General features: G+C 72.5%; 19 protein-coding genes. 10 read left to right on the top strand and 9 right to left on the bottom strand.

The genetic code is table 11. From position 1 onward, the window contains the following. Nucleotides 1-6: 6 nt before the first annotated feature. The 4 genes from ACGFR9_RS05410 to ACGFR9_RS05395 form a co-directional block, all read right to left on the bottom strand. Nucleotides 7-2,223, bottom strand: a complete 2,217-nt coding sequence (locus tag ACGFR9_RS05410; RefSeq protein ID WP_393203155.1) for an ATP-binding protein — start codon at nt 2,221-2,223, stop codon at nt 7-9. Further along, a complete protein-coding gene (locus ACGFR9_RS05405) occupies nt 2,220-2,927 on the bottom strand; it encodes a DUF4255 domain-containing protein (protein ID WP_393203153.1) in 708 nt (235 codons plus the stop codon). Before ACGFR9_RS05405 ends, ACGFR9_RS05410 begins: the two co-directional genes overlap by 4 nt. Then, nucleotides 2,924-6,088 (bottom strand): hypothetical protein, encoded by a 3,165-nt coding sequence (locus ACGFR9_RS05400; RefSeq protein ID WP_393203151.1) that lies wholly within the window; start codon nt 6,086-6,088, stop codon nt 2,924-2,926. The genes ACGFR9_RS05405 and ACGFR9_RS05400 overlap by 4 nt, the downstream gene beginning before the upstream one ends. A 169-nt stretch (nt 6,089-6,257) precedes the next feature. Beyond that, complete coding sequence (locus ACGFR9_RS05395) at nt 6,258-6,980, bottom strand: LuxR C-terminal-related transcriptional regulator (RefSeq protein ID WP_393203149.1); 723 nt, start codon at nt 6,978-6,980, stop codon at nt 6,258-6,260. A 204-nt stretch (nt 6,981-7,184) separates the two neighbouring features. Here ACGFR9_RS05395 and ACGFR9_RS05390 point away from each other — a divergent pair, with 204 nt between their 5' ends. Next, entirely contained in the window at nt 7,185-8,537 is a 1,353-nt protein-coding gene (locus tag ACGFR9_RS05390; protein WP_393203147.1) for a hydrolytic protein, read from the top strand. A 139-nt stretch (nt 8,538-8,676) separates the two neighbouring features. On the opposite strand, the gene ACGFR9_RS05385 is transcribed toward ACGFR9_RS05390, so the two are convergent. Beyond that, on the bottom strand, nt 8,677-9,507 hold the full coding sequence (locus ACGFR9_RS05385; RefSeq protein WP_393203145.1) for a hypothetical protein: 831 nt from the start codon (nt 9,505-9,507) through the stop codon (nt 8,677-8,679). Nucleotides 9,508-9,739: 232 nt separating this feature from the next. Next, a complete protein-coding gene (locus tag ACGFR9_RS05380) occupies nt 9,740-10,357 on the bottom strand; it encodes an RNA polymerase sigma factor (protein ID WP_393203143.1) in 618 nt (205 codons plus the stop codon). Nucleotides 10,358-10,603: 246 nt separating this feature from the next. Here ACGFR9_RS05380 and ACGFR9_RS05375 point away from each other — a divergent pair, with 246 nt between their 5' ends. Continuing rightward, nucleotides 10,604-13,312 (top strand): FG-GAP-like repeat-containing protein, encoded by a 2,709-nt coding sequence (locus ACGFR9_RS05375; protein ID WP_393203141.1) that lies wholly within the window; start codon nt 10,604-10,606, stop codon nt 13,310-13,312. A 215-nt stretch (nt 13,313-13,527) separates the two neighbouring features. On the opposite strand, the gene ACGFR9_RS05370 is transcribed toward ACGFR9_RS05375, so the two are convergent. The 3 genes from ACGFR9_RS05370 to ACGFR9_RS05360 all read right to left on the bottom strand — a co-directional run bounded on the left by ACGFR9_RS05370 (nt 13,528) and on the right by ACGFR9_RS05360 (nt 16,460). Continuing rightward, nucleotides 13,528-13,923, bottom strand: a complete 396-nt coding sequence (locus tag ACGFR9_RS05370) for a hypothetical protein (protein WP_393203139.1) — start codon at nt 13,921-13,923, stop codon at nt 13,528-13,530. A 151-nt stretch (nt 13,924-14,074) separates the two neighbouring features. Beyond that, nucleotides 14,075-14,632 carry a hypothetical protein gene (locus ACGFR9_RS05365; RefSeq protein ID WP_393203137.1) on the bottom strand — a complete coding sequence of 186 codons (558 nt, stop codon included), beginning with the start codon at nt 14,630-14,632 and terminating at the stop codon, nt 14,075-14,077. 229 nt (nt 14,633-14,861) lie between these two features. Continuing rightward, nucleotides 14,862-16,460, bottom strand: coding sequence for a glycoside hydrolase family 20 protein (locus tag ACGFR9_RS05360; protein WP_393203135.1), 1,599 nt, complete (start codon nt 16,458-16,460; stop codon nt 14,862-14,864). A 230-nt stretch (nt 16,461-16,690) separates the two neighbouring features. Here ACGFR9_RS05360 and ACGFR9_RS05355 point away from each other — a divergent pair, with 230 nt between their 5' ends. From ACGFR9_RS05355 to ACGFR9_RS05320, 8 genes are all read left to right on the top strand, one after another. Beyond that, on the top strand, nt 16,691-17,323 hold the full coding sequence (locus ACGFR9_RS05355; RefSeq protein WP_393203991.1) for a 2-oxo-4-hydroxy-4-carboxy-5-ureidoimidazoline decarboxylase: 633 nt from the start codon (nt 16,691-16,693) through the stop codon (nt 17,321-17,323). 158 nt (nt 17,324-17,481) lie between these two features. Next, nucleotides 17,482-17,862 carry a succinate dehydrogenase, cytochrome b556 subunit gene (sdhC, locus tag ACGFR9_RS05350; RefSeq protein ID WP_078621622.1) on the top strand — a complete coding sequence of 127 codons (381 nt, stop codon included), beginning with the start codon at nt 17,482-17,484 and terminating at the stop codon, nt 17,860-17,862. 5 nt (nt 17,863-17,867) lie between these two features. Beyond that, nucleotides 17,868-18,350: a succinate dehydrogenase hydrophobic membrane anchor subunit gene (locus ACGFR9_RS05345; protein ID WP_393203132.1), complete on the top strand. Its 483-nt coding sequence runs from the start codon at nt 17,868-17,870 to the stop codon at nt 18,348-18,350. Between the two features lie 19 nt (nt 18,351-18,369). Then, nucleotides 18,370-20,124, top strand: a complete 1,755-nt coding sequence (gene sdhA / locus ACGFR9_RS05340; protein WP_393203130.1) for a succinate dehydrogenase flavoprotein subunit — start codon at nt 18,370-18,372, stop codon at nt 20,122-20,124. Beyond that, on the top strand, nt 20,124-20,903 hold the full coding sequence (locus tag ACGFR9_RS05335) for a succinate dehydrogenase iron-sulfur subunit (RefSeq protein ID WP_393203128.1): 780 nt from the start codon (nt 20,124-20,126) through the stop codon (nt 20,901-20,903). Before sdhA ends, ACGFR9_RS05335 begins: the two co-directional genes overlap by 1 nt. Before the next feature lie 156 nt (nt 20,904-21,059). After that, the gene (locus tag ACGFR9_RS05330) at nt 21,060-21,686 is read left to right on the top strand and encodes a Uma2 family endonuclease (protein ID WP_393203126.1); all 627 of its coding nucleotides are present in this window, start codon (nt 21,060-21,062) and stop codon (nt 21,684-21,686) included. A gap of 191 nt (nt 21,687-21,877) precedes the next feature. After that, nucleotides 21,878-22,285 carry a hypothetical protein gene (locus tag ACGFR9_RS05325; protein WP_393203124.1) on the top strand — a complete coding sequence of 136 codons (408 nt, stop codon included), beginning with the start codon at nt 21,878-21,880 and terminating at the stop codon, nt 22,283-22,285. After that, complete coding sequence (locus tag ACGFR9_RS05320) at nt 22,282-22,785, top strand: thiol-disulfide oxidoreductase DCC family protein (protein ID WP_393203122.1); 504 nt, start codon at nt 22,282-22,284, stop codon at nt 22,783-22,785. The genes ACGFR9_RS05325 and ACGFR9_RS05320 overlap by 4 nt, the downstream gene beginning before the upstream one ends. Nucleotides 22,786-22,802: the final 17 nt, after the last annotated feature.

Below are 22,802 nucleotides of genomic sequence, written 5' to 3'. Positions count from 1 at the left end.
GTCGCCTCACACCCCGGCCGCCTCCGCCGTGTACGGGCCGAACTCGCTTTCCAGGACCAGCCGTCCGAGCTTGCGGTACTCCTGGGCGATCGCGGTCACCGTCTGCCGCATGGTGAGCGGTTTGCCGGACTCGGCAGCGAAGTAGGCCGCGGTGACCGCGCAGGCGCGGATGGAGCCGCCGGCGAGTTCGAAGCGGTCCGCGCAGAAGGCGAGGTCGAGGTCGTCGGAGCGGGGCAGCCGGTCGCCCAGGCACCGGTCCCACAGGGCGAGCCGCCGGCCGGCGTCCGGCATGGGGAAGTCCGCGACGACGTCCAGACGGCGGGTGAACGCCTCGTCCAGGTTGGCGCGCAGGTTGGTGGTCAGTACGGCGATCCCGTCGAACGACTCCATGCGCTGGAGCAGATACGCCGACTCGATGTTGGCGTGCCGGTCGTGGGCGTCCTTCACCTCCGAGCGCTTGCCGAAGATCGCGTCGGCCTCGTCGAAGAGCAGCACCGCGTTGACCGCGGAGGCCTCGGTGAAGATGCGCTCCAGGTTCTTCTCGGTCTCCCCGACGTACTTGTCGACGACCGTGGACAGGTCGACGACGTACAGGTCCATGCCGAGGTCCGCGGCGACGACCTCGGCGGACATGGTCTTGCCGGTGCCGGACTCGCCGGCGAACAGCGCGATGACGCCGCGCCCCCGGCCGCCGCCGGGCCGCATCCCCCACTGTCCGAGAACCTGCTCACGGTGGCGGGCGCGCAGCGCGAGCTCCCGCAGCCGCCGGTGGGTGGTGGGCGGCAGCACGAGGTCGTCCCAGCCGACCCCCGGTTCCACCCGCCGGGCGAGCCGGTCGAGGCCCGCGCCGTTCTGGGCGCGTACGGCGACCCGCAGATCGTCCGGTCCGACGGGGCGCCCGTCGAGCGCGGCCGTGCGCACCGCCACGTCGGCGGCCCGCCGCAGTTGCCCGGCGTCCAGCCGATGCGCGCCGACGGCTCGAGCGAGCGCCTCGACGTCACCGAGGGGATCGACGGGCCGACGCGTCCCGCGTATGACGGTGGCCGCCGGGCCCGACGGCTCGGCCTCGGCGCCGGGCCGGTACGAGCCCTCGGCGGAACCGACGGTCCCGGGCAGCCCCGGTGTGCCGGCGGTCGCCGGGCTCGGTGACCCGGCCTCGTCGGCGGGCCGGTGTGAGGTCCCGGCCGCCTTCGCGGCCCTGGTGAGCGCATGGTGCCACCGGGCTGCCCGGCGCTCCGGCGCGGGGGGCGGGACGGTGAGGGTGACGGGGGTGACGGGGGCCCAGGTGGGGTCCCAGGGGGTTGTGTCGTGGGTGTAGAGGGGGATGCCCCGGAGTTCGGTGCAGAGGCTCCGGAGCGTGCGGGAGCGTTCGCCGGGTTCGCCGGGCAGTGCCGCCAGCGGTCCGAGCACCACGCCCGCGCCGGTCAGGCGGGCCTCGAGGGCGAGGACGCGGGCCAGTGCCGGTATGTCGGACGGGCGGCGGGTGAGCGCCGCCGGGTCCAGGACCAGCGGGCCCCGGCCCGCCGCGCGCAGGGCCGCGACGGCCAGCCCCTCCGCGTCGCCGCCCCGGCTGCGCAGATGGACGAGACCGGCCGCCGCGGCCGCCCGGCGGACCTCCACCGGCTCGGCGGTGGGGTCCTCCAGGACCTCGCCGAGCACTCCGGTGAGCCGGGCGTCGGGCGTCGGGTCGCCCAGGAGGTGGGCGGTCACCCGGTCGGGGACCGTCAGCACGCGCGACAGCGGGGGCCGTTCCGGTTCGGTGATCTCCAGCAGACCGCCCGCGATCAGGGGTGCCCCCGGGGCGAGCCGGAACCGGGCGGGCGACGCGCCGCCGATCCCGCACAGTTCCAGTGCGAGCCCGACGGTGGGCCGGCGCCGGGTCAGGTCGTCGTTCAGGTAGCCGTAGAGCCGCTCGAACCGGGCGTCCAGGTCGGGCGCCAGGGCGACGAGCAGCAGATCCAGATCGAGCGGTGTCAGCCCGAACCGCTGTGCGAGCGTGCTGAGTTCGGAGCCGTCCGGCGGCTGCCAGGGCTCCGGCGCGGGTACGCCGAGGCCGCCCGGCTCGTCGAGGATCCGCGCCGCCGCCTCCGGGGTGAGGTACTGGCCGCGGTAGGGGTCGTCCGGGTCCGGGTCGGCGTCCCGCCGCACGGCCACGGCCTCCCGCACCCGCCGCTCGACCGCCCCGAGCCTCGTCCAGAGCGCGGACTCCTCGGTGTGTGTCACGGCTGGCGGTCTCCCTTGCGGCGGCGCCGGGCCGGGGCCGGCGGGCGTTCACGCGGGCCGGTGAAGCCGTCCGCACCGGGGTCGCCGACCTCGGTGTACCGCAACCGGCGCCCGGAGCCCGCCTGTTCGCCCTCGCGGGCGGCGGCGGTGCGGACGACGAGACCCTCGGTGACCGGCGGTGCGGCGACCCGGGTCACCCCGGCGAGGGGCGCCCGCACCCGCACTCCGAGGGACGCCTTCAGCTCTCCGCCGAGGGCCGACCACACGTCGGCGGCGGCCGGCGCGTCCATGCCGGTCCCGGCGGCGTCCAGGCCGACGGTCAGGCCGAGTTCGCCGAGCGAGCCGGTGAGCAGCGCCGGGGGCAGCACGTCGTACGCCACCAGGGTGCCGAGCACCTGCGACAGCAGCCGGTGTTCGTCCTGCGGGCGGCTCGCCCACGCCGTGACGAGGTACGTCAGCTGGAACCAGCGCGGCGGGGAGCGCCGGGCGACGACGTGCCCGTCCTCGTCGTACACCTCCCCTGCGCCGGCGCCGCGCCGCAGGGCGTCCTCCCGGATGTCGTAGAGGAAGACGCAGACGGTCGGGGCGCTGCGCCGGGCCGCCCAGTCGCGGGTGGGGGCGTCGAAGACGACGTCGACGCCCGACGCCTCCAGGCCGCTTTCGGCGAGCAGCCTGCGCAGCCCCTCGTCGACCTCGTGGATCACCGGCGGGTCACCTCGTCCGGCGGCTGCACACTGCCGTTGACGACCAGGAAGTCGGTCTTCACCGGGGAGAATCCTGGGCCGCTCGCGGTGATGACGCGGGGTCCGGTCTGGTCCTTGGCGAGGATGAGCAGCTGGCCGATGAACGTGCCGTCCGCGAGCGGGACGGTCGGCGCGGCGGCCGCGGTGGTCCCCGGCTTCCACTTGAACCGCACCGGCACCGCCGGCGGGAAGTCCTTGCCGCGTACGGAGGTGACGAAGCCGGGCTTGCCGATCTCCGGCACGGCGACGATGCGCGGCTGGAGGATGCGCAGCCGCTGCCGGGCGGTGTTGTCGCTCCGGTCGGCGTCCGTGCCGGTGGTGGTGAGGCGGCCGGTGACCTGCCCGGCCAGCGCCTTGGCGGGCCTGAGCACGACCCGTACGACGGTGCTGGCGCCCGGTGTGAGGTCGGGCAGCGCGCACTCGAGGTCGCGGTCGCAGCCGGCCGGCGTCCCGCCGCGGGGAATTCCGGCGGGCAGGCCGATGCGCAGCCGCAGTCCGGTGGCGAGGGCGTTGCGGCCGTTGCGGACGGTGTACGTGACCACGACCCGGCCGCCGACATAGCCGGGGTTCGGCTGGGCGGTGACCCGTACCCCGGGACCGGCCTCGGGTGCCGCCGGCTCCGGGGGCACGGTGGGCGTGGGAGTCGGGGCGGGGGGCGCGGGCGGCGTGGGAGTCGGGGTCGGGGTGGGGGTCGGGGTGGGCGAGGGCGTCGGGGTCGCCTCGACGACCGGCACCACGGTCCGGCCCGCGTTGTCGCTGGGCTGCGGGTCGATGACCGTACCGGTGACCGACCAGTCGACCGGTGCGTCGCCGGGGACGAGGCCGGTGAGCGTGACCTGTACCGGGACGGTGGCGCCGGGCTCCACCACGCCGAGGTCGCACTCCAGGGACTCGGCGTCGCAGGTGCCTTCGGGCGGGGTGATCCGGGTGATCCGCACGCCGGGCGGCGGGGCGATGGTGAGCCGGGTGCCGGGGGAGGCGGCGGGGCCGTTGTCGACCACGTCGACGGTGACCGTGACGGTGTCGCCGACGGTGACCCGCGGCGTGCTTCCGGGCGCCCGGACGGCGAGGTCCACGGACTGCTGGACGGAGGGTTCCTTCTGCCGTCCCGCGAGGCCGGCGGTGAGCGGGGTGAGGTCACCGGAGGCGATGTCGAGGAGGCTCAGCTTCTCGGGGCTGTTGCCGGCGGCCTCGGCGCGGGAGCTGAACACGAGCCCCTTGCCGTCGGCGGTCCAGGCGGCGTCGCGGGGCTGGTGCGGTCCGGTGACGGTGGTGTCCGGCAGTTCCCGGTCACAGGCGCCGGGCACACCGCGGGCGGCGGCCGGCAGGAGGACCCGGCAGGTGTCGCCGGTCGGGGAGGTGAGCAGGATGCCGTTCCGCTCGTCGACCCGGCCGGCGCCGTTCTTTCGGTTGAAGGCGACACCGCGGCCGTCCGGGGAGAAGGCGGGGCTGTCGTCGATGACCTCGCAGTCGCCGGGGCAGTTGGTCTCGCTCAGGTCGTTCTGCTCGGTCAGGTCGTCCACCGGCACGGTCCACACGTGCTTGTTGCCGCCGCTCCCGTCGATCTCCTCGGCGCGGGTGAAGGCCAGGGTGGCGCCGTCGGAGGACCAGGTGGGCTGGGCGTCCCGGCCGGTGAGTTCTCCGGCCGGCGGGACGATCTCGCCGGTGATCGCGCCGTCGGCGACGTCCGCGACGAGGATGCGTCCCGCCCCGCCGACGGCGCCCGGCGAGACACGGGTGAAGGCGAGGCGGGTGCCGTCCGGGGAGAACGTCGGGTCGGTGTCCCAGTCGGTGGCGGCGCGGCCCTCGAGTTCCATGGGTGCCGCCTTGGAGCCGTCGGCGTCGACCGTCCAGATCCGCTGGCTCCGCTGTCCGGCCTCACCCTCGAAGCGGGTGACGACGATCCGGCGGCCGTCGGGCGTGTAGTTCTGCCGCTCGGTCCAGGGGTCGTAGCCGGGGCCCGGCTGGAACAGGGGGTCCTTGGCGGGGTCCGTGTTGGTGTCGGCCGCGGGGTCCTCGGTCAGGATCGTCGGCCCGAGGTCGCGGGGGTCGGAGCCGTCCGCCCGGATGTCCTGGAGCGTCGCCACGTGCGGGCCGGCCGCGGAGGTGCGCTCGACGACCGCCCGGCCGCCGTCGACGGCGCCGAGCCAGGTGGGCGAGAGGACGTCCCGGTCCTCGTCGAGCACCAGCGAGGGAACCTGGTCCGAGTGGGCGGTGGACCGGAACACATGGTCCCAGTCGCCCTCGCACTCACAGGTGATCTCGGGACTGAGGAACACCAGCCCGTCCCCGTCGGGCAGCCACGCCGCCCCGTGGGCACGCCAGTCGGCCGCCACGCCCGCGAAAAGCGGCTCGTCGGCGGCACCGTTCGTGATCCGCAGCCGGGACACGGACCGCCCGTCCTCGGTCGTGGTGACGGTGTAGGCGATCCAGTCCCGGTTGACGTCGTCGTCGACCGGGTTCCACGCCGGCTCGGAGGCCGTACCGCCCGCGGAGCCGGTGAGCCGGGTGGCGGTACCGCCGTCCAGGTCTCGTACGTAGATCTGCCGCCCGGCGACCGGGTCACCGTCGGACGCGTACGCGATGCGCTCCCCGTCGGGGGAGACCGCCGGGTCGGTCTCGTCGGCCGGGGTGTCGGTGAGCCGGGTCGGAGCGCCGCCGTCGGTGGACACCTGCCACAGGTCGCGCTGCGCCCCCTCACCCGCGTCGAAGATCACGGACTCTCCGTCGGGCGTCAGTTGGGGGTGCGCGGCGTCCATGCCGGTGGTCAGCCGCCGTACGGTGCCGTCGGCGGCGCGCAGATAGATCTGCGGGTTCCTCTCGTCCCGCCGGGAGGCGAAGACCAGCTGGTCCTCGACGGCGGACGGCTGCGTGTCGTAGTGGGTCGGGCCCTCGCCGAACAGGGCGGGGCTGGAGGTGGTGGAGGCGACGCCGCCGAGACTGCGGTGTCCGGTGCCGGCGTAGGTGATCCGGGTCTGCGCGGCGTCCGCCGCGTCCGTGTCCCCCGGTTCGGCATTGCCCGGACCGGCCGCCGCCGTCACCCCGAGCAGCGGGAGGAACAGCAGCAGCGACATGCCGAGTCTCCCCAGGCGGTACCGCCCGCCGGAGCCAGCGGATTCCATCGGGTCCCCTTCACGGTCTGGTGCGGCAGCTGGATGTGCCCTCGCCCACCGTGCACCGGCCGCGCGCACGGCGGCAGGGCGGCGGGGCCGCACCCGGGGGAAGCACGGGGTGTGCTTTCGGGCAGCGCGGGTTCCCCGGCGTCGTCGGCGGGGGCGCCCGGCCGGTCCCTCAGATCAGCCCGTTGCGCAGCGCGTAGCCCACGGCGTGGGCCCGGTTGCGCAGTTGCAGCCGGGTGATGACCTCGTGCAGGACGTTCTTTACGGTGCGTTCGGAGTACGAGGTCTTGCGGGCTATCTCCGCCGTGTCCAGGCCCTCCGACACCAGGCGCAGCATGTCCGCCTCGCGCGTGGTGAGGGTGGACAGGGACAGCGCCCCGGGGTCGAGTGCGGACCGCCGCAGGCTGCCGACGTGGTTGAGGAGTTCGCCCAGCAGATCGCCGGGGAGCATGCCCTCGCCGTTGCCGGTGGCCAGGACCAGGCGCAGCAGCTGGTCCTGATCGGCCTCGGCACGGCGCAGCACCGCGGCGACCCCGCACTCGATGACACGCTGCAGCCCGCCGGCCCCGAGGGTGCCGATCACCAGGCCGGTGCGGGTGGCGCTGTTGTGCCGCAGCCGGCCCAGCAGGGCGGCCACGTCGTCGTCGACGGTGTCGGCTACCACCAGGGACACCCGGGCCGAGCCCATGTCGTCGGCGTCGACCAGGTCGACCTCGGGTCGGTGCCGTAACTGCTGGACGACGCCCACCCGCAGCACCGGGTCGGCGGCGTAGACGGCCAGGGTCACCCGGGACGGGGGCCCGTCGGGTGGGGTGCGGTGGATCCAGCCCGCCCGGACGGGGCCGGGCGGTGAGGTGTCGGACAGTTCTGGTCGGATCTCTTCGGCGCGGAACACGGCTACCTGCTTCGTACGAGTCGGTGGGAGGTGAGGGGAGAACGTGAGGTGATCACAGGCGGGGTGGTGCGCGGGAGGCGGCTCGCCACATCAAGCGGCCGCCGTTACAAGTGAGTTGGCTCCGGCTGTCCGGGCACTGTCACTGCCCGCACATTGCCCTCGCGTTCCTCGCCGTACTCCCGGGCGGGCTCCTACGGTGAGGGCGTGACGCCTTCCGCAGCCTCTTCCGGTCCCGGTGCGCCCGGCCTCGACATCCCGGCCGTGACGGTGACTCCGGGCGACATCGCCACCACCACCCTGACCGTGCGCAACGACAGCGACATCGTCGAGGCCTACGACCTGAAGGTGGTCGGGGACTGCGCCGCGTGGACCACGGTGGAACCGGCGCGCGTCTCCCTGTATCCCGGCACCTCCGAGACGGTGACGCTCCGGCTGGAGCCGCCGCGTTCCCCGGAGATCCGGGCCGGCGAGATGCCCCTCGGGGTACGGGTCCTGCCGAACGAGCACCCCGACGCCGTACGGGTCCTCGAAACCACCGTGCACGTCGGGGAGTTCCACGAACTGCGGACCGAGCTGTCCCCGCGCCGCCGGCGCGGCTGGCTGCGCGGCCGCTATCTGCTGGCCGTACGCAACCAGGGCAACACCCCGGTGCGGGTGCGCTTCACCCCCGGACAGGCGGGCGAGGAGCTGGCGTTCGCCTTCGACCCGGCGCAGCCGAAGCTGGAGCCCGGCGAGTCGGCGGAGGTCCGGCTGCGGGTCCGTACCGCCAAGCCCGTGTGGTTCGGCAACCCCGTGGTGTGGCCGTTCACCATGGACACCACGGAGGCCGTCGAGCAGGAGGAGACGGCGGAGACGCGCGCCGGCGATCCCGTCGTGCAGCCGTCGCTGGACGCGGAGTTCGTCCAGATCCCGATCTTCCCGAAGTGGCTGCTGATCCTGCTCGCCGCGCTGCTCGCGCTGCTGCTCGCCTGGTTCACACTGGTCCGTCCGGCGGTGCGCAGCGCCGCCGAGGAGGCGGCCACCGAGGCGGTCCGGCCCCGGCCGACACCGGCCGGTGAGCAGGAGGCCGGCGGAGGGGCCCCGGGCACCGGGGCCGACAGCCGGCCCGGGGGCGGCGGCCAGGAGTCGGGGGCGGCGGCGCCCGGCACGGGCGGCGACGGCAGCGCCTCCTCGGCCGGGGGCGGCACGGCGGCCGGTGGCGCGCAGCACTCGGAGACGATCGACCTGAAGACGGGCACGGGCAGGACCGAGGCCGGCACCTACAAGGTGCCCGCGGACAGCGTCTTCGGCGTCACCGACATCGTCGTCGCCAACTTCCAGGGCGACGAGGGCGTACTGACGATCAGCTTCGGCGACCGCAAGATCACCACGATCGCGCTGGAGACGTTCCGCAACCAGGACTACCACTGGGTCACTCCCATCGAGATCCCCGAGAACGACACGGTGACCATCAGCGTGACCTGCGCGAAGCCCGGTACCCCGGCCACCGGTCGTCAGGCGTCCGAGTGCCATGAGGTCCTGAACGTGAGCGGAGTGCTCGGCACCACCACGCGATGAATCGGGCATGCTGCTTCCGAGTTCATCCTCGATCAGTGGTGGCTACATTCGGAAAGTACCGAAAGCCTTTCGGCCGGAAATGAATAACCTTGGTCTCAAAACCGGCATCGAGCCCCAGCGGTCCCGTACGACACCGGGCTCAGGGGCGGTCGGCGCCCGGGTTTCCGGGCTTCTCCGGCTTACCGGGGTTCCCGGTGGCGCCGGCCCGGCCGTTGCCCTGGTTGCCCGAAATGCCCTCGTTGCCCGTGGTGTTGTCGCCCGGGTCGCCGGTGGGGCCGTTTCCGTTCCGCCCGGACCGGCCGTTGCCCTCGTTCCCCGGCTGCCCCGACGGCGCGTCCGCTTCCAGCCGCTCGGCGCAGTAGGCGCCGACGTTCGCCGCCCCGCCCGCCGCCTCGACGAGCCGCTTCCAGGCCGTCGAGTCCAGCGCCTTGCCCCGGCCCCGAACCCGGTCGTAGGCCCGGCAGTGGGCCTCGGTGTCCTTGGCGGTAGCGGGACGGCCGGGGCGGCCGGAGCCGGTCTCCGGGGCCGCGGAGCCGCCGGCCGACGGGGTGGCCGTACCGGATGACGGGGTCCGGGTGCCGCCGGCGTCCCTCGCCGGTCCGTCCGGGGACGGGCCGCCCACCACGCCGATGCCCGCGACCGCGACACCGCTCAGTGTGAGACCGGCGATCAGCACGGACAGCGTGGCCTTCAGCGAGCGGCGGCCGAGCCGCCCGCCCCGGGTCCGCCAGTCGTCCCGGCGCCGGGTGCGCGTGCCGTGCGCCCCCGCCTCGCGGGCGGCCAGGAACGCGGCGACGGCCCGCTGCTCGGCCCCGGCGTCCACACCCTCGCGTATCAGCGCGGCGGCGAGCAGAGCCTCCAGGTCCGGCCCGGCGGTGGCGGCACCCGGACCCCGGCGGCCGGACGGCGTGCCCTCGGGGTGCGCACGCCGACGGCCGGCGGGCCCGCCGTCGTTCTGCCGTTCACCCATGTCCGTTCCCGTTCCTGCTCGTTCCACCGGATACCCGCGGGGTCCGCCCGCCCGCACGCACGGGCCGGCCGGCCGGCCGTCGGGGGCGGTACCGCCCGGACCGACGGATACGTTCCGCATGTCCGGCCTGTTCAGCCGGCGGCCTTGGGGGGCCGTCGTGGACCGCCGGGCGCCGCAGGGCCGGGCCGGACGCCGTCGCGCCGCCCGCCGTGTCCGCCGTCCCGGCCGATGTTCATGTCGACTCACCCAGCGTCCGCGAGGCCTCATCCGTCACACCGTCGGCGCCGAGCTGCCGCGCGAGACGCTTCAGCCCCCGGTACGCGGCCGTCCGTACGGCACCCGGCCGCTTGCCGAGGACGCGGGCGGCGGCGGGCCCGTCGAGGCCGACGACCACCCGCAGCAGCACGGCCTCCGCCTGGTCCCGCGGCAGCCCGCCGACCAGTTCGAGGGCGTACTCGGTGGACAGGGACTCCATCGCCTGGTCGTAGGTGCTCTGCGGTCCGGGCAGGTCCAGTACGTCCTGTTCCAGCGCCGACGGCCGGGGCCGTACCCGCTGCCGGCGCAGATGGTCCAGCGCCCGGTGCCTCGCTATGGTCGCCGTCCAGCCCCTGAAACCCGCCCCGTCGCCCTTGAACCTCCCCAGATCGCGGGCGATCTCCAGCCAGGCGTCCGACATGACGTCCTCGGCGTCGTCCCCGACCAGCCCGCGCACATAGGCGAGCAGGCCCGGCTGTACGAACCGGTAGGCCACGGCGAAGGCGGCCTCGTCCCCCTCCTGGGCCCGCGCGACGGCCGCGCCCAGTTCCCCGTCGTACGCCTTTACGCGGCGGGATTCCCCTCCGTGGCCCAAGAACCGTCCTCGTCCGTACCGGGCGCGCAGCGCGCCCGTGTCGCCTGGTACGAGCCCGTCCCACACGCGCCCGCACCCCCACGGTCATCAGCGTCCGCCGCCACGAAAGTGTCACAGCTCGTCACAGGCCTCGTACGGCGCGGGGGACGGCCGGGGCCATGTGTGACGTTCGGTGCCCGCACGGCGCTGGATGAGTGCCACCTGTGTGACAGGTGGTGTCCATGTTGCATTCCAAGGGGTGGGGTAGTGAGTCCTCGAAGGACCCATGCGTACAGGCCGCTCAGCCTGAGACGGCGAGCCTGGCTGACCATCGGAGCCGTCGTGGTCGGCGGCGCGGGGGTCGCCACGTACGCGGTCGCCGGACCGTCGTCCGAGCCGCCCGCCGAGGCGAAGGCCCGGAAGCCGAGCATGCACACGCTGGAGCTGGAGAACCGGGGCGCGGGCCGCCGCGGTCTCGACCGGCAGTCGACGAAACGATTCAGCGCGGTACTGGTGACCTGGGACAACCCGGAGGCGGACGCCAAGGGCACGCCCGAGGTGCGCACCCGGGACCTGGAGACCGGCGAGTGGTCCGGCTGGCAGCGGCTGGCGGACGAGCCGAGCCAGGCCGACGGCGCGGAGGGCGAACGCGCGGCGGCCCGCGGCGGTACGGCGTCGGTGTGGACCGACGACTCCGACGGTGTCGAGGTGCGCGTGGTGAACGCCGCCGGCACCCAGGTCGGCGGCCAGCCGGCCGGTATGGACGTCAAGCTCCTCGACCCGGGCACCGACCCCGAGGGCGCGCCGACGGTCGCCGCCATGGAACCGGCCGCGTTCGCGGAGGAGACCACGGACCCGACGACGACGGACCCGGCGACCACGGACCCGGCGACCACGGACCCGGCGCAGACCCCCTCGGTGGAGCCCACGGAGACGGTCACGACCACGCCCGCGGAGCCCACCGGCACCCCGTCGGAGACGGCCACCGGCACCGCCTCCCCCGAGCCGTCCCCGACCGTCCCCGAGCCCCGCCCCTCGACGGTCGTGAAGCCGCCGGTCATCACGCAGGCCGAGTGGGGCGCCTCCACGGACTACGACGGCACGCCGGCCTACGGCACCGGGATCAAGGCCGCCGTCGTCCACCACACCGGCGTCGACGGCGACAACGGCGTCTCGTGCGCCGACTCGCGGGCCCGGATGCGTTCCATCCAGCAGGAGCACTTCGCGCGCGGCTACTACGACATCGGCTACAACTTCGTCGTCGACCGCTGCGGGCAGATCTTCGAGGGCCGCAGCGGCGGCATGGACCTGCCGGTGACCGGCGCCCACGACGTCGGCTTCAACACCGACACGCTCGGCATCTCCTACATCGGCAACTTCGAGAGCGCGCAGCCGAGCCGGGCCGCCCTGGACTCGATCGCCCGGGTCGTCGCCTGGAAGTTCGGCATGTACGGCATCGACCCGGCCGGCAAGGTCACGCTGACCTCCGGCACGGAGGCCGGGGTCACCGGCAACAAGATCGACAAGGGGGAGTCGGTCACCCTCCCGCGGGTCTTCGGACACCGGGACACCAACAACACCGCCTGCCCCGGCAAGAACCTGTACCCGAAGCTGTCCAGGATCGCCGCGCTCGCCAAGGCCCCGGGCATCTCGCACGCCCTCGCCACCTCGGACTTCAACCGGGACGGACTCGCCGACCTGGCCGTGGGCACCCCACGGGTGAAGAGCGGCGCGGGCAGCGTCTCCGTACTCCCGGGCACAACCGGCGGTCCGGCCTCCGGCGCCCGCAGGACGCTCATGCAGAGCAGCCCCGGCGTCTCCGGCAACGACGAGTCGGGGGACGCCTTCGGCACCTCCACCGCCTGGGGCGACGTCAACGGCGACGGCCACGCCGACCTCGCGATCGGCGTCCCCGGCGAGGACGACACCAGCGGTCACCGCGACCGCGGCTCGGTCGTGGTGATGTACGGCCCCGGGCTGAACACCGGTTTCGGCTACACCACGTCGGGCGTCACCGAGACGGGCGCGAAGCTCGGCACTACGGTCGCCGTCGGTGACTTCGACGGCGACGGCAAGGCGGACGTGTTCGCCGCCGGCTCCGGCAACGGCGGCAACTGGAACGCCCGCCACACCGGCGGCGCCACCAGATCCGGCACGCTCACCTCCGCCACGGGGGCCCTCGCCCACCTGGACGCCACGAGCGGCGACTTCAACCGGGACGGCTACGCGGACATCGCCCTCAACTACCGTGACACCGGCGGCATCAGCCGTGTCGTCCGGTTCGCGGGCTCCGCGTCCGGCCTCACCAAGGCGGGCGTCATCTCCGTCAAGGGCGGGCGCGCCCTCGCCGCGGGCGACATCAACGGCGACGGCTACGACGACATCGTCATCGGCCAGCCGGCGGCCGCGGAGTCCGGCGGTACGACGTCGGGCGGGCGGATCACCATGCTGCTGGGCACGTCGTCCGGGTTCACCACCACCGGCATGAAGACGGTCCACCAGGACACCACCGGGGTCCCGGGCGGCAACGAGTCCGGTGACGACCTCGGCGCGTCGGTGTCCGTCGGCGACTACAACGGCGACGGCTACGCGGACGTCCTGGCCGGCGCCCCCGGCGAGGACCTCAGCCGCGCCGGCGTCAACCGCAAGGACGCGGGCAGCGCGATCCTGGTCCGGGGGACCTCCTCGGGCCTCACCGGTTCCGGCGCGGTGTTCGTGTCCCAGGACACCTCCGGCATCCCCGGCGCCACGGAGTCCGGTGACCGGTTCGGTTCCGCGGTGTCCCTGACGGACCTGTCCGGCTACGGCCGCGCGGACCTGACGTTCGGCGCGGACGGCGAGGACACGTGGGACGGCGCGGTCCTCTACCTCCCGAGCAACGGCTCGGGACTCGGGTACGGCGACACGGTGTTCTACGGCAGGGGCTCGTTCGGCCTGGCGGCGGACCTCCGGCTGGGGAACACGCTGACCCCGTGACACGGTGACGACGACGGCCGGGGCCCGCACGGTGTGCGGGCCCCGGCCCGGGTCCTGTCGTCACATTCCCGGCCCGCCCGAAGGACGGGCCGCGCGGCGTCAGGTGGTTGCCGACGCTCCGCGTTGACGCCCTCCTCCGCCGCACGCACCAGACCCCGCTCGGGTCGACAGCAGGGCGCCGTTGCCTGGACCCGGCCTGATCCGAACGACACCCCCTAGGGGCGGGGACCCGCGTCCGACGCGTCCCGGCACAGCAGGCGCAGGGAGCCGTCGCCCGTGTAGCAGCGGCGGGCCTCGTCGATGGGGTCCCAGAGGCGGCCGTCGGGCGTGCGGACCCAGTGGCCACCGCCGTACGCCGACCACTCGCCGCCCGTCTGACGCACGATCACCTCACCGGCGTAGGCCCCGAAGCCGCGCAGCACCAGTTCCACGGCGGCGTACGGGGCCGCCTCCCGGCGTATCTCCCCGATGGTCCGGTCGACGCTCCACAGACTGCGCGCCGAGTAGTCGAGCCGCAGTCGCGCCCCCTCCCGCATCGCCGCCACCGCGTCCGCGGCCCAGCGGGCCGGCTTGGCCGCGGCGGACGGCCTGGACCCCTGCTGTGTGGTCACACTCGTCGCACTCGTCACACCCAGCTAAGCGCAAACCCAGACCGTTCCATCACCCACCCCGGCAGCCGCGGCCATTCGTGCCGCTGGGGCGATGGGGGTCCCCCGCTCGGGCGAAGCCGAGAGTGGGGGAGGGCGACATCACACCGGCCCCTCACCCATCCCTGCGGCTGCGCCGCGACACGGCCGCGCGCAACACCCGCCGTCCCTCCGTGGAAACCTCCAGCGCCCCGCGCAGACCCCCCGCCCCATGGGCGACCAGCAGCTCCAGCACCGCCACTTGGCGCCGCAACTCAGCGGCGAGCAACGGCGAAAGCCCCTCGGTGACGACCTCACCGCGGACATCGACAAGACCGGAGCCGTCACCACCCCCGTCCAACAGCCGATGCACCCGCAGCGCGGCGACGGAACAGTCGTCGGCCCACCCCCGCAACGCGGCAGCGGACCACTCGCCCGGCGCGGCGGCAAGCATCCCGTGAGCAAGCCCCACAGCCTCGTCCTCACCTTCCCCCACCGCGTCCAGCTTCCCCCGCGTCTGCTCCAGCCGCTCCGCCCACTCACCGGCCGCCGCGCCCTCCGCAAGGCTCGCCCACAGCGGCCGCAGCACCTCGTCGTCACCGCCCAGCAAGGGCACGCACCGATCCAAACAAGCCAGCCCGCTCGCGGCCAGCCCGCGCTCGTCGGCCCGTGCGATCAGTTCCACCAGGCTCATCCACGCCTCCCCAAGGGATGGTTCGCGGGCCCCCGTCGAGGCCCTCACGTGCCCCGTTTCTCACGGAGCCCGCATCTCCCCTTACTGCGTGCGATTCACCCGGAGTGTCACAGCGGCACCGGCCGAGCCGGCCAGGCAGCCGGGAGCGGAGGTTTTCGGCCATCGGGTCGGGGGCGACGGCCGGCACCTCGGCCCAGAGCACGCCCCGCTCTCACCCCAACCGGGGCGGTCAGTCCAGTTCGTCCGCCAGGACCTTGAACTCCGCCCACGACAGCGCCGGTTCACGCGGATCCCAGAGCTTCTGGACGGTCGCCGCCAGCGGCAGCCGTATCCCGGCCGCGATCTGTTCCTGGGTCTGCGCCCGGGGGATGTCGCCCCAGATGGCGAAGGATCCGCCGAGTATCTGGCCGTCGTAGCGCTCCGGGACGGGGGTGGTGCCGCGCAGCACCAGCGGCGTCCACTGCTCGTATATCCGCTCACCGGTCGGGTAGACGAAGGTCAGCGGCTCGCCGAGCACGTAGTAGAGGAACTCGTCGTTGTAGTTGATGACCTTGCGGCCCTCGCGCAGATACTCCGCCGGCTGCCGCGCGCCGATCTCCTTGCCGGTCCAGTAGGCGACCTGGATGTCCTTCGCGGCCTGCACGGAGCCGCCGCGGAAGAAGCCGTCGTTCCAGGCGCGGGGCGTACGGTCGAGGGCGCGGACGGTGGCGGCCCGGTCGTTCAGCCAGCCGGTGGTGAGGTCCTCCACGGTCGCGCCGGCGCCGTACCTCCTCCGCGCGGCGGCGGCCAGCCCCGGGAACGACGCCTCGGGGTCGGACACCACCAGTGCCTGGTACTCGTCCGCGCCGAGGTGCCACTGCCCGCCGGGGAACAGCCCGGCGTACTCCTTCAGCAGGTCGTCGACGATCTCGGCGGACTCGGGGTTCGCGATGTCGACCGCGCCGCGCACCGCCGCGCCGTTCACGTCGCGCAGCTGCAGACCGGGGTGTGCGGCGATGACCGCGCCCAGGTGTCCGGGCGAGTCGATCTCGGGGACGACGGTGATGTGCCGGCTCTCCGCGAGTGCGACGATCTTCCTCACCTGCGCCTTGGTGAGGTGGTCGTCGGACACGATCTCCGGGTGCGAGCCGGACTCGACGCGGAAGCCCTGGTCGTCGGAGAAGTGCAGACCGAGCTCGTTGAACTTCAGATCACCGAGCTCACGGATGCGGTCCTCGATCCAGTCGGCGGTGTAGTGCTTGCGCGCGATGTCCACCATCAGCCCGCGCCGCTGCTTGGCCGGCTCGTCGCGCACCACGCCCTCGGGGGCGGTGCCGTCCGCCTTCACCTCCTGCTTGAGCGTGCGGGTGCCGTAGAACACGCCCGCGTCGGTGGGGGCGGCCACGGTCACCCGGCCGTCCCGCACGGTCATCGTGTAGGACTCCGGGTTCACGCCCGCGTCCCGGTTCAGCTCCAGCCGCAGATCCCCGGCCCGCTCGTCGTCCCGCTCCCCCGCGTACGTCATCCCCAGTTCGCCGGCGGTCAGCCGCCCCTCGTCGGCCAGCGCGGGATCGTCCACCACCACCCGGTGGTCCTTCGCGGGCCGCCACCCCGGCCCGCGCTCGGCGCTGTGCTCGCGTACGGCGGGTATGGTGCGCGGCGCCTTGGACAGCGGGTAGGCGCGGGTGGGGCTCGGACTCGGGCTCCGGCCCGCCGTACCGGCGGCCTCGTCGGAACCGCCGGACGCGCCGTCGTCGCCCGAGGTGACCCAGAGCCCGAGGCCCACGCCGGCCGCGGCCACCAGGGTGCCCGCGGTGACCGCCCCGATCAGCACCCGTCGCCGCCTCACCGCCTCCCTCACGGAGCGCCGCCGGTGCTGCCTGTGCTGCCTGTGGTGACTCACCCGGCCAACGTACGACCCGAACGAGTGAAGGGCGTCATCGAGCCGTTCTCAAACTCTGCCGACCGGGTGAATTCGGGGTACCGATCGGACACGTCTCGGACTCACTCGATAACGTGACGTCAGAACTGTCACAGCATCTTCCACCGACACACACGCGACGCCCACGAGGACCCACGCTGCCTGCGCACCGTCTCCCAGACCTCCCCGGCCGAGTCGCCATACCCGGACAGTCCCGCGGCACGCCCGGGACGCCGTCCGCGCTGGAGCGCTTCAACACCGGTCCGGCCGAGGACGCCGAGCGCCTCCTCCTGGCCTGTCTGCGCAGCCCGCGCTGGGCCCTGCGCCTGTCCGGCCACCGCCCCTACCCGGATCTGCCGTCCCTGTTCGCGGCCTCCGACGAGGCGGCGTACGACCTCTCCCCCAAGGAGCTCACCGAGGCCCTGACGGCCGAGCCCCGCCCCACCCTCCCCGAGGACACCTACTCCGCCGCCCACACGGCCCTCACCGCGGCCCACACGGCGTACGAGACCACCTTCGGGCATGTCTTCGTGATCTCCCTGGACGGCGTCCCCGAGGAAGAGATCCTGGACCGCTTCCTGGAAAGCATCCGCTCACGTTTGGCCAACGATCCCGACGAGGAACGAGCGGTGTCGGCGGACCACCTCCGCCGCCTCGCGAAGGAGCGGCTGCTCAACTTCTTGGGGGCACAGGACACACCCCTCAGGGGCGCGGGGCACCGCGCGACCGGCTCTCACGACGCCGCACCCGTCACACAACCGGACAATTCATCCCGGATGCCACCCCGATAGCCCGTAAGCGTGCCAGTTTGATCACACCGGCAGGCCCCCTGCAAGCACCGCGGGCATCCGTCGCTAACATGCTGGGGGCCGGTGGACCGTACCCGGCCGGGCCCGACCGACAAGGAAAGCCGGCGCGGCCCCGACCCCCGCTCCCGGAGGAAACTTCCGTGCCGGCTGGAACGCTGTACCGCGGCCGGGAAGGAATGTGGTCCTGGGTGGCTCACCGAGTCACCGGCGTCCTCATCTTCTTCTTCCTGTTCGTTCACGTGCTGGACACCTCGCTCGTACGAGTGTCCCCCGAGGCCTACGACGATGTCGTGGCCACGTACAAGACGCCGATCGTCGCGCTGCTGGAGTACGGCCTCGTCGCCGCCATCCTGTTCCACGCGCTCAACGGCCTGCGTGTCATCGCCGTCGACTTCTGGGCCAAGGGCGCCCGCTACCAGAAGCAGATGCTCTGGACGGTCGTCGCCATCTGGGTCGTGCTCATGCTCGGGGCGATCTACCCCGTGCTCGGCCACGCCGCTCGTGAAGTGTTCGGGAGCTGACGACCATGTCCACGACTGAAACCACCGCCTCGGGCATCGGCCCCGTCGAGGGCGCCTCGCTCTACTCCGTCGACAACCCGGCACCGGTCATCGAGCCGCCGCGCCGGCGGACGAAGAAGACCCCGAAGTCCACCCGGGGCAACTTCGAACTGGCCGCGTGGCTGTTCATGCGCCTGTCCGGTGTCGTGCTGGTCGTACTGGTCATCGGCCACCTGCTGATCCAGCTCGTCCTCGACGGCGGCGTCTCCAAGATCGGCTTCGCCTTCGTGGCGGGCCGCTGGGCCTCGCCGTTCTGGCAGGTCTGGGACCTGCTGATGCTGTGGCTGGCGATGCTGCACGGCACGAACGGCCTGCGCACGGTCATCAACGACTACGCGGAGCGCCCGAACACCCGGCTGTGGCTCAAGGGCCTGCTCTACACCGCCACGGTGTTCACCATCCTGCTGGGCACGCTGGTGATCTTCACCTTCGACCCGAACATCCGCTAGGCACGGGGCTGCGAGAATCATGAAGGTACACAAGTACGACACCGTCATCGTCGGCGCCGGTGGCGCCGGCATGCGCGCGGCCATCGAGTCGACGAAGCGCAGCCGCACCGCCGTCCTGACCAAGCTCTACCCCACGCGTTCCCACACGGGCGCGGCGCAGGGCGGCATGGCCGCCGCGCTGGCCAACGTGGAGGAGGACAACTGGGAGTGGCACACCTTCGACACGGTCAAGGGCGGTGACTACCTGGTCGACCAGGACGCCGCCGAGATCCTGGCGAAGGAGGCCATCGACTCGGTCCTCGACCTGGAGAAGATGGGCCTGCCGTTCAACCGGACGCCGAACGGCACCATCGACCAGCGCCGCTTCGGCGGTCACAGCCGTAATCACGGCGAGGCGCCGGTCCGCCGGTCCTGCTACGCGGCCGACCGCACCGGTCACATGATCCTCCAGACGCTGTACCAGAACTGCGTCAAGGAGGGTGTGGAGTTCTTCAACGAGTTCTACGTCCTGGACCAGCTGATCACCGAGGTCGACGGCGTCAAGAAGTCCGCCGGTGTGGTGGCGTACGAGCTGGCGACCGGTGAGATCCACGTCTTCCAGGCGAAGTCCGTGATCTACGCGTCCGGCGGCACCGGCAAGTTCTTCAAGGTGACGTCGAACGCGCACACGCTGACGGGTGACGGCCAGGCGGCCGTGTACCGGCGCGGGCTGCCGCTGGAGGACATGGAGTTCTTCCAGTTCCACCCGACCGGCATCTGGCGCATGGGCATCCTGCTGACGGAGGGCGCCCGCGGTGAGGGCGGCATCCTGCGCAACAAGGACGGCGAGCGCTTCATGGAGAAGTACGCGCCGGTCATGAAGGACCTCGCGTCCCGTGACGTCGTCTCCCGCTCCATCTACACGGAGATCCGGGAGGGCCGCGGCTGCGGTCCCGAGGGCGACCACGTCTACCTGGACCTCACGCACCTCCCGCCGGAGCAGCTGGACGCCAAGCTGCCCGACATCACGGAGTTCGCGCGGACGTACCTCGGTATCGAGCCGTACACGGACCCGATCCCGATCCAGCCCACCGCGCACTACGCGATGGGCGGCATCCCGACGAACGTCGAGGGTGAGGTGCTCATCGACAACACCACCGTCGTACCGGGCCTGTTCGCGGCCGGCGAGGTCGCCTGTGTCTCCGTGCACGGCGCCAACCGGCTGGGCACCAACTCGCTGCTGGACATCAACGTGTTCGGCAAGCGGGCCGGTATCGCGGCGGCGGAGTACTCCCAGAAGGCCGACTTCGTCGAGCTGCCGGAGAACCCGGAATCCCTGGTCGTCGAGCAGATCGAGCGGCTGCGGACCTCCACCGGCACCGAGCGGGTGGCCACCATCCGCCGGGAGCTGCAGGAGACCATGGACGCCAACGTCATGGTGTTCCGCACCGAGCAGACGATCAAGACGGCGGTCGAGAAGATCGCCGAGCTGCGCGAGCGCTACAAGAACGTCGCCATCCAGGACAAGGGCAAGCGGTTCAACACCGACCTCCTCGAGGCCGTCGAGCTGGGCAACCTGCTCGACCTGGCCGAGGTCATGGCCGTCTCGGCGCTGGCCCGCAAGGAGTCCCGCGGCGGTCACTACCGCGAGGACTACCCGAACCGCGACGACGTCAACTTCATGCGTCACACGATGGCGTACCGCGAGGTCGGCGCCGACGGCACCGAGACCGTCCGCCTGGACTACAAGCCGGTCGTCCAGACCCGCTACCAGCCGATGGAGCGTAAGTACTGATGGCTACCCCTGTTCTGGACAAGGCGGACGCGGCCGGTTCCCCCGAGCCCGGTTTCGCCGACTCCCCGTACATCACCGTCACCATGCGGATCCGCCGGTTCAACCCGGAGGTCTCCGCCGAGGCGGTCTGGGAAGACTTCCAGCTGGAGATCGACCCGAAGGAGCGCGTTCTCGACGCGCTGCACAAGATCAAGTGGGATCTGGACGGCACGCTCACCTTCCGCCGTTCCTGCGCCCACGGCATCTGCGGCTCCGACGCCATGCGGATCAACGGCAAGAACCGTCTGGCCTGCAAGACGCTGATCAAGGACATCAACCCCGAGAAGCCGATCACGGTCGAGGCCATCAAGGGCCTGACGGTCCTGAAGGACCTGGTCGTGGACATGGAGCCGTTCTTCCAGGCGTACCGGGACGTGATGCCCTTCCTGATCACGAAGGAGACCAACGAGCCGACGCGCGAGCGCCTGCAGACCGCCGAGGACCGCGCGCGCTTCGACGACACGACCAAGTGCATCCTGTGCGCCGCGTGCACGTCCTCGTGCCCGGTGTTCTGGAACGACGGCCAGTACTTCGGCCCGGCCGCGATCGTCAACGCGCACCGCTTCATCTTCGACTCGCGTGACGAGGCCGGCGAACAGCGCCTGGAGATCCTCAACGACAAGGACGGCGTCTGGCGCTGCCGCACCACCTTCAACTGCACCGACGCCTGCCCCCGTGGCATCGAGGTGACGAAGGCGATCGCGGAAGTGAAGCGCGCCCTGATCACCCGCCGCTACTGAGGTACGTCGTTCGTACGTCCGTGAGGGCCCCGTTTCCGCTGGAGACGGGGCCCTCTGGCATATGCCACACGTTCGGGTGAACGTGCCCGAGACGGACGTGAGGGCGTCATCCGCCCTACGCTGATGGTCTCGACACCAGCCCCTAGGAGGCACGCGATGTCCGCAGCATCCGTCGAGCGGCCCCACTACGAGCGGTCCCGCGACGAGCGTCCGCTGATCGCGGAGGCGAACCTCCTCATGGACCGCAATCCGGGCTACCGCGTCGAGATCATCGGAGACCAGCTCCTCGTGACCCCGCCACCGGACGGCCCGCACGCCGTAGTCCTGACCGACCTCATGTTGCCGTTCGCGACCGCCGGCTTGCACGGCGCGGACTCAAAGGTGGTGCAGGGCATTGGCCTCTGGCTACCGACCGACACCGAGGACTACGCAATTCCCGACCTCGCACTGGTGGACGCGGATTTCCACGACCACCTCGTCGAGAACAACTCCTACGACCCGGTCTGCTTCCGCCTCGTCCTGGAGGTCACCTCCAGCAACTGGAAGACCGACCTCAAGACGAAGGTCGCCGCCTACGCCGAGGCGAAGGTCCCCGTCTACGTAGTCGTCGACCGTAAGCACCAGCGCCTGCACGTCCTGACCGACCCGGTCGAGAGCGAGTACGCCACGCACCGCTTCCACTCCCCGGGCCAGCAGGTCACCCTCCCCGACTCCATCGGCGCCAAGGTCACGCTGGACGTGGCCGAGGTTCTCCGGGCCGGGCAGGCTCGCACGTCCGACTGAGCGTGCCCGGGGGCGCGTCGCCCCTGACGGAGTGGTGCCGGGGCCGCCCGGCACCACGGGCGCGGCCACGCCCGGGCTCGTGGCGCACTCTGTGACGCAGGCCACCACGACCACGAGTTGAACACGTTCAAAAGATAGGCCTAGAGTCTCCCTGTCAGCGTTTTGAACGTGTTCAAGAAAGGCTGGGGGGCATGGACCGTACCGTCATCGCCTATGTCATCTACCTCGTCGTCAGCATCGGGCTGACCGTGTGGGTGGCTCGTACGCTCAGCAGGAACGGGCGGATCTTCCTGTCCGACGTGCTGCACGGGAACGAGAAGCTCGCCGACGCCGTGAACCATCTCCTGGTGGTCGGCTTCTACCTGGTCAACCTCGGCTTCGTCGCGCTGTACCTGAGCGACGACGACACGATCGCCGACACGCGCGGCATCTTCGAGGCCCTGTCGACCAAGCTCGGCGTGGTGCTGCTGGTGCTCGGTGTGATGCACCTGGGCAATGTGTGGGTGCTCAACAAGATCCGGCGGCGCGGAATGATGGAGCGCGAGCAGGTTCCGCCGGTGCCGCCGCAGGGCTGGGCGGCGCCCACGGCCGGGGTGTGAGCGGCGTGGCGGCCACTGTCCGGGGCCGGGGCGCCGTGCGCGTCCCGGTCCGCCGGCTCACCGTGCTGTACGACGCCGACTGCTCGCTGTGCGCCTTCGTACGGGACTGGCTGGTGCGCCAGCCGCAGCTGGTGCCCCTGGAGCCGGTCCCGGCCGCGTCGGAGGAGGCGCGGGCCCGCTTCCCCGGCCTCGACCACCGCTCCACGCTGGAGGAGATCACCGTCGTGGGGGACGCCGGGCAGGTGTACCGGGGCGCCCACGCCTGGATCGTCACCCTGTGGGCGCTGCGCGAGTACCGGCGCCTCGCCCACCGGCTGAGCACGCCGTCCGGCCTGCGGCTCGCCAAGGGCGCGGTGCTGGCCGCCGCCAAGTGGCGCGGGGTCCGGTCCGGGTGGGGCGGGAGTGTGTACCGCCGGGGTGACGGCTGGACGTACGACCCGCGCGACGGCTGGAACTACACCCCGCCGGACTGCGAGGCGGGCACCTGCACCGCACCGTAGGCCCGCCTCCCGCTGGC

The sequence above is a fragment of the Streptomyces sp. NPDC048584 genome, assembly GCF_043199595.1.
Classification (GTDB): domain Bacteria; phylum Actinomycetota; class Actinomycetes; order Streptomycetales; family Streptomycetaceae; genus Streptomyces; species Streptomyces edwardsiae.
This window is presented reverse-complemented; position numbering and strand designations above follow the sequence as displayed.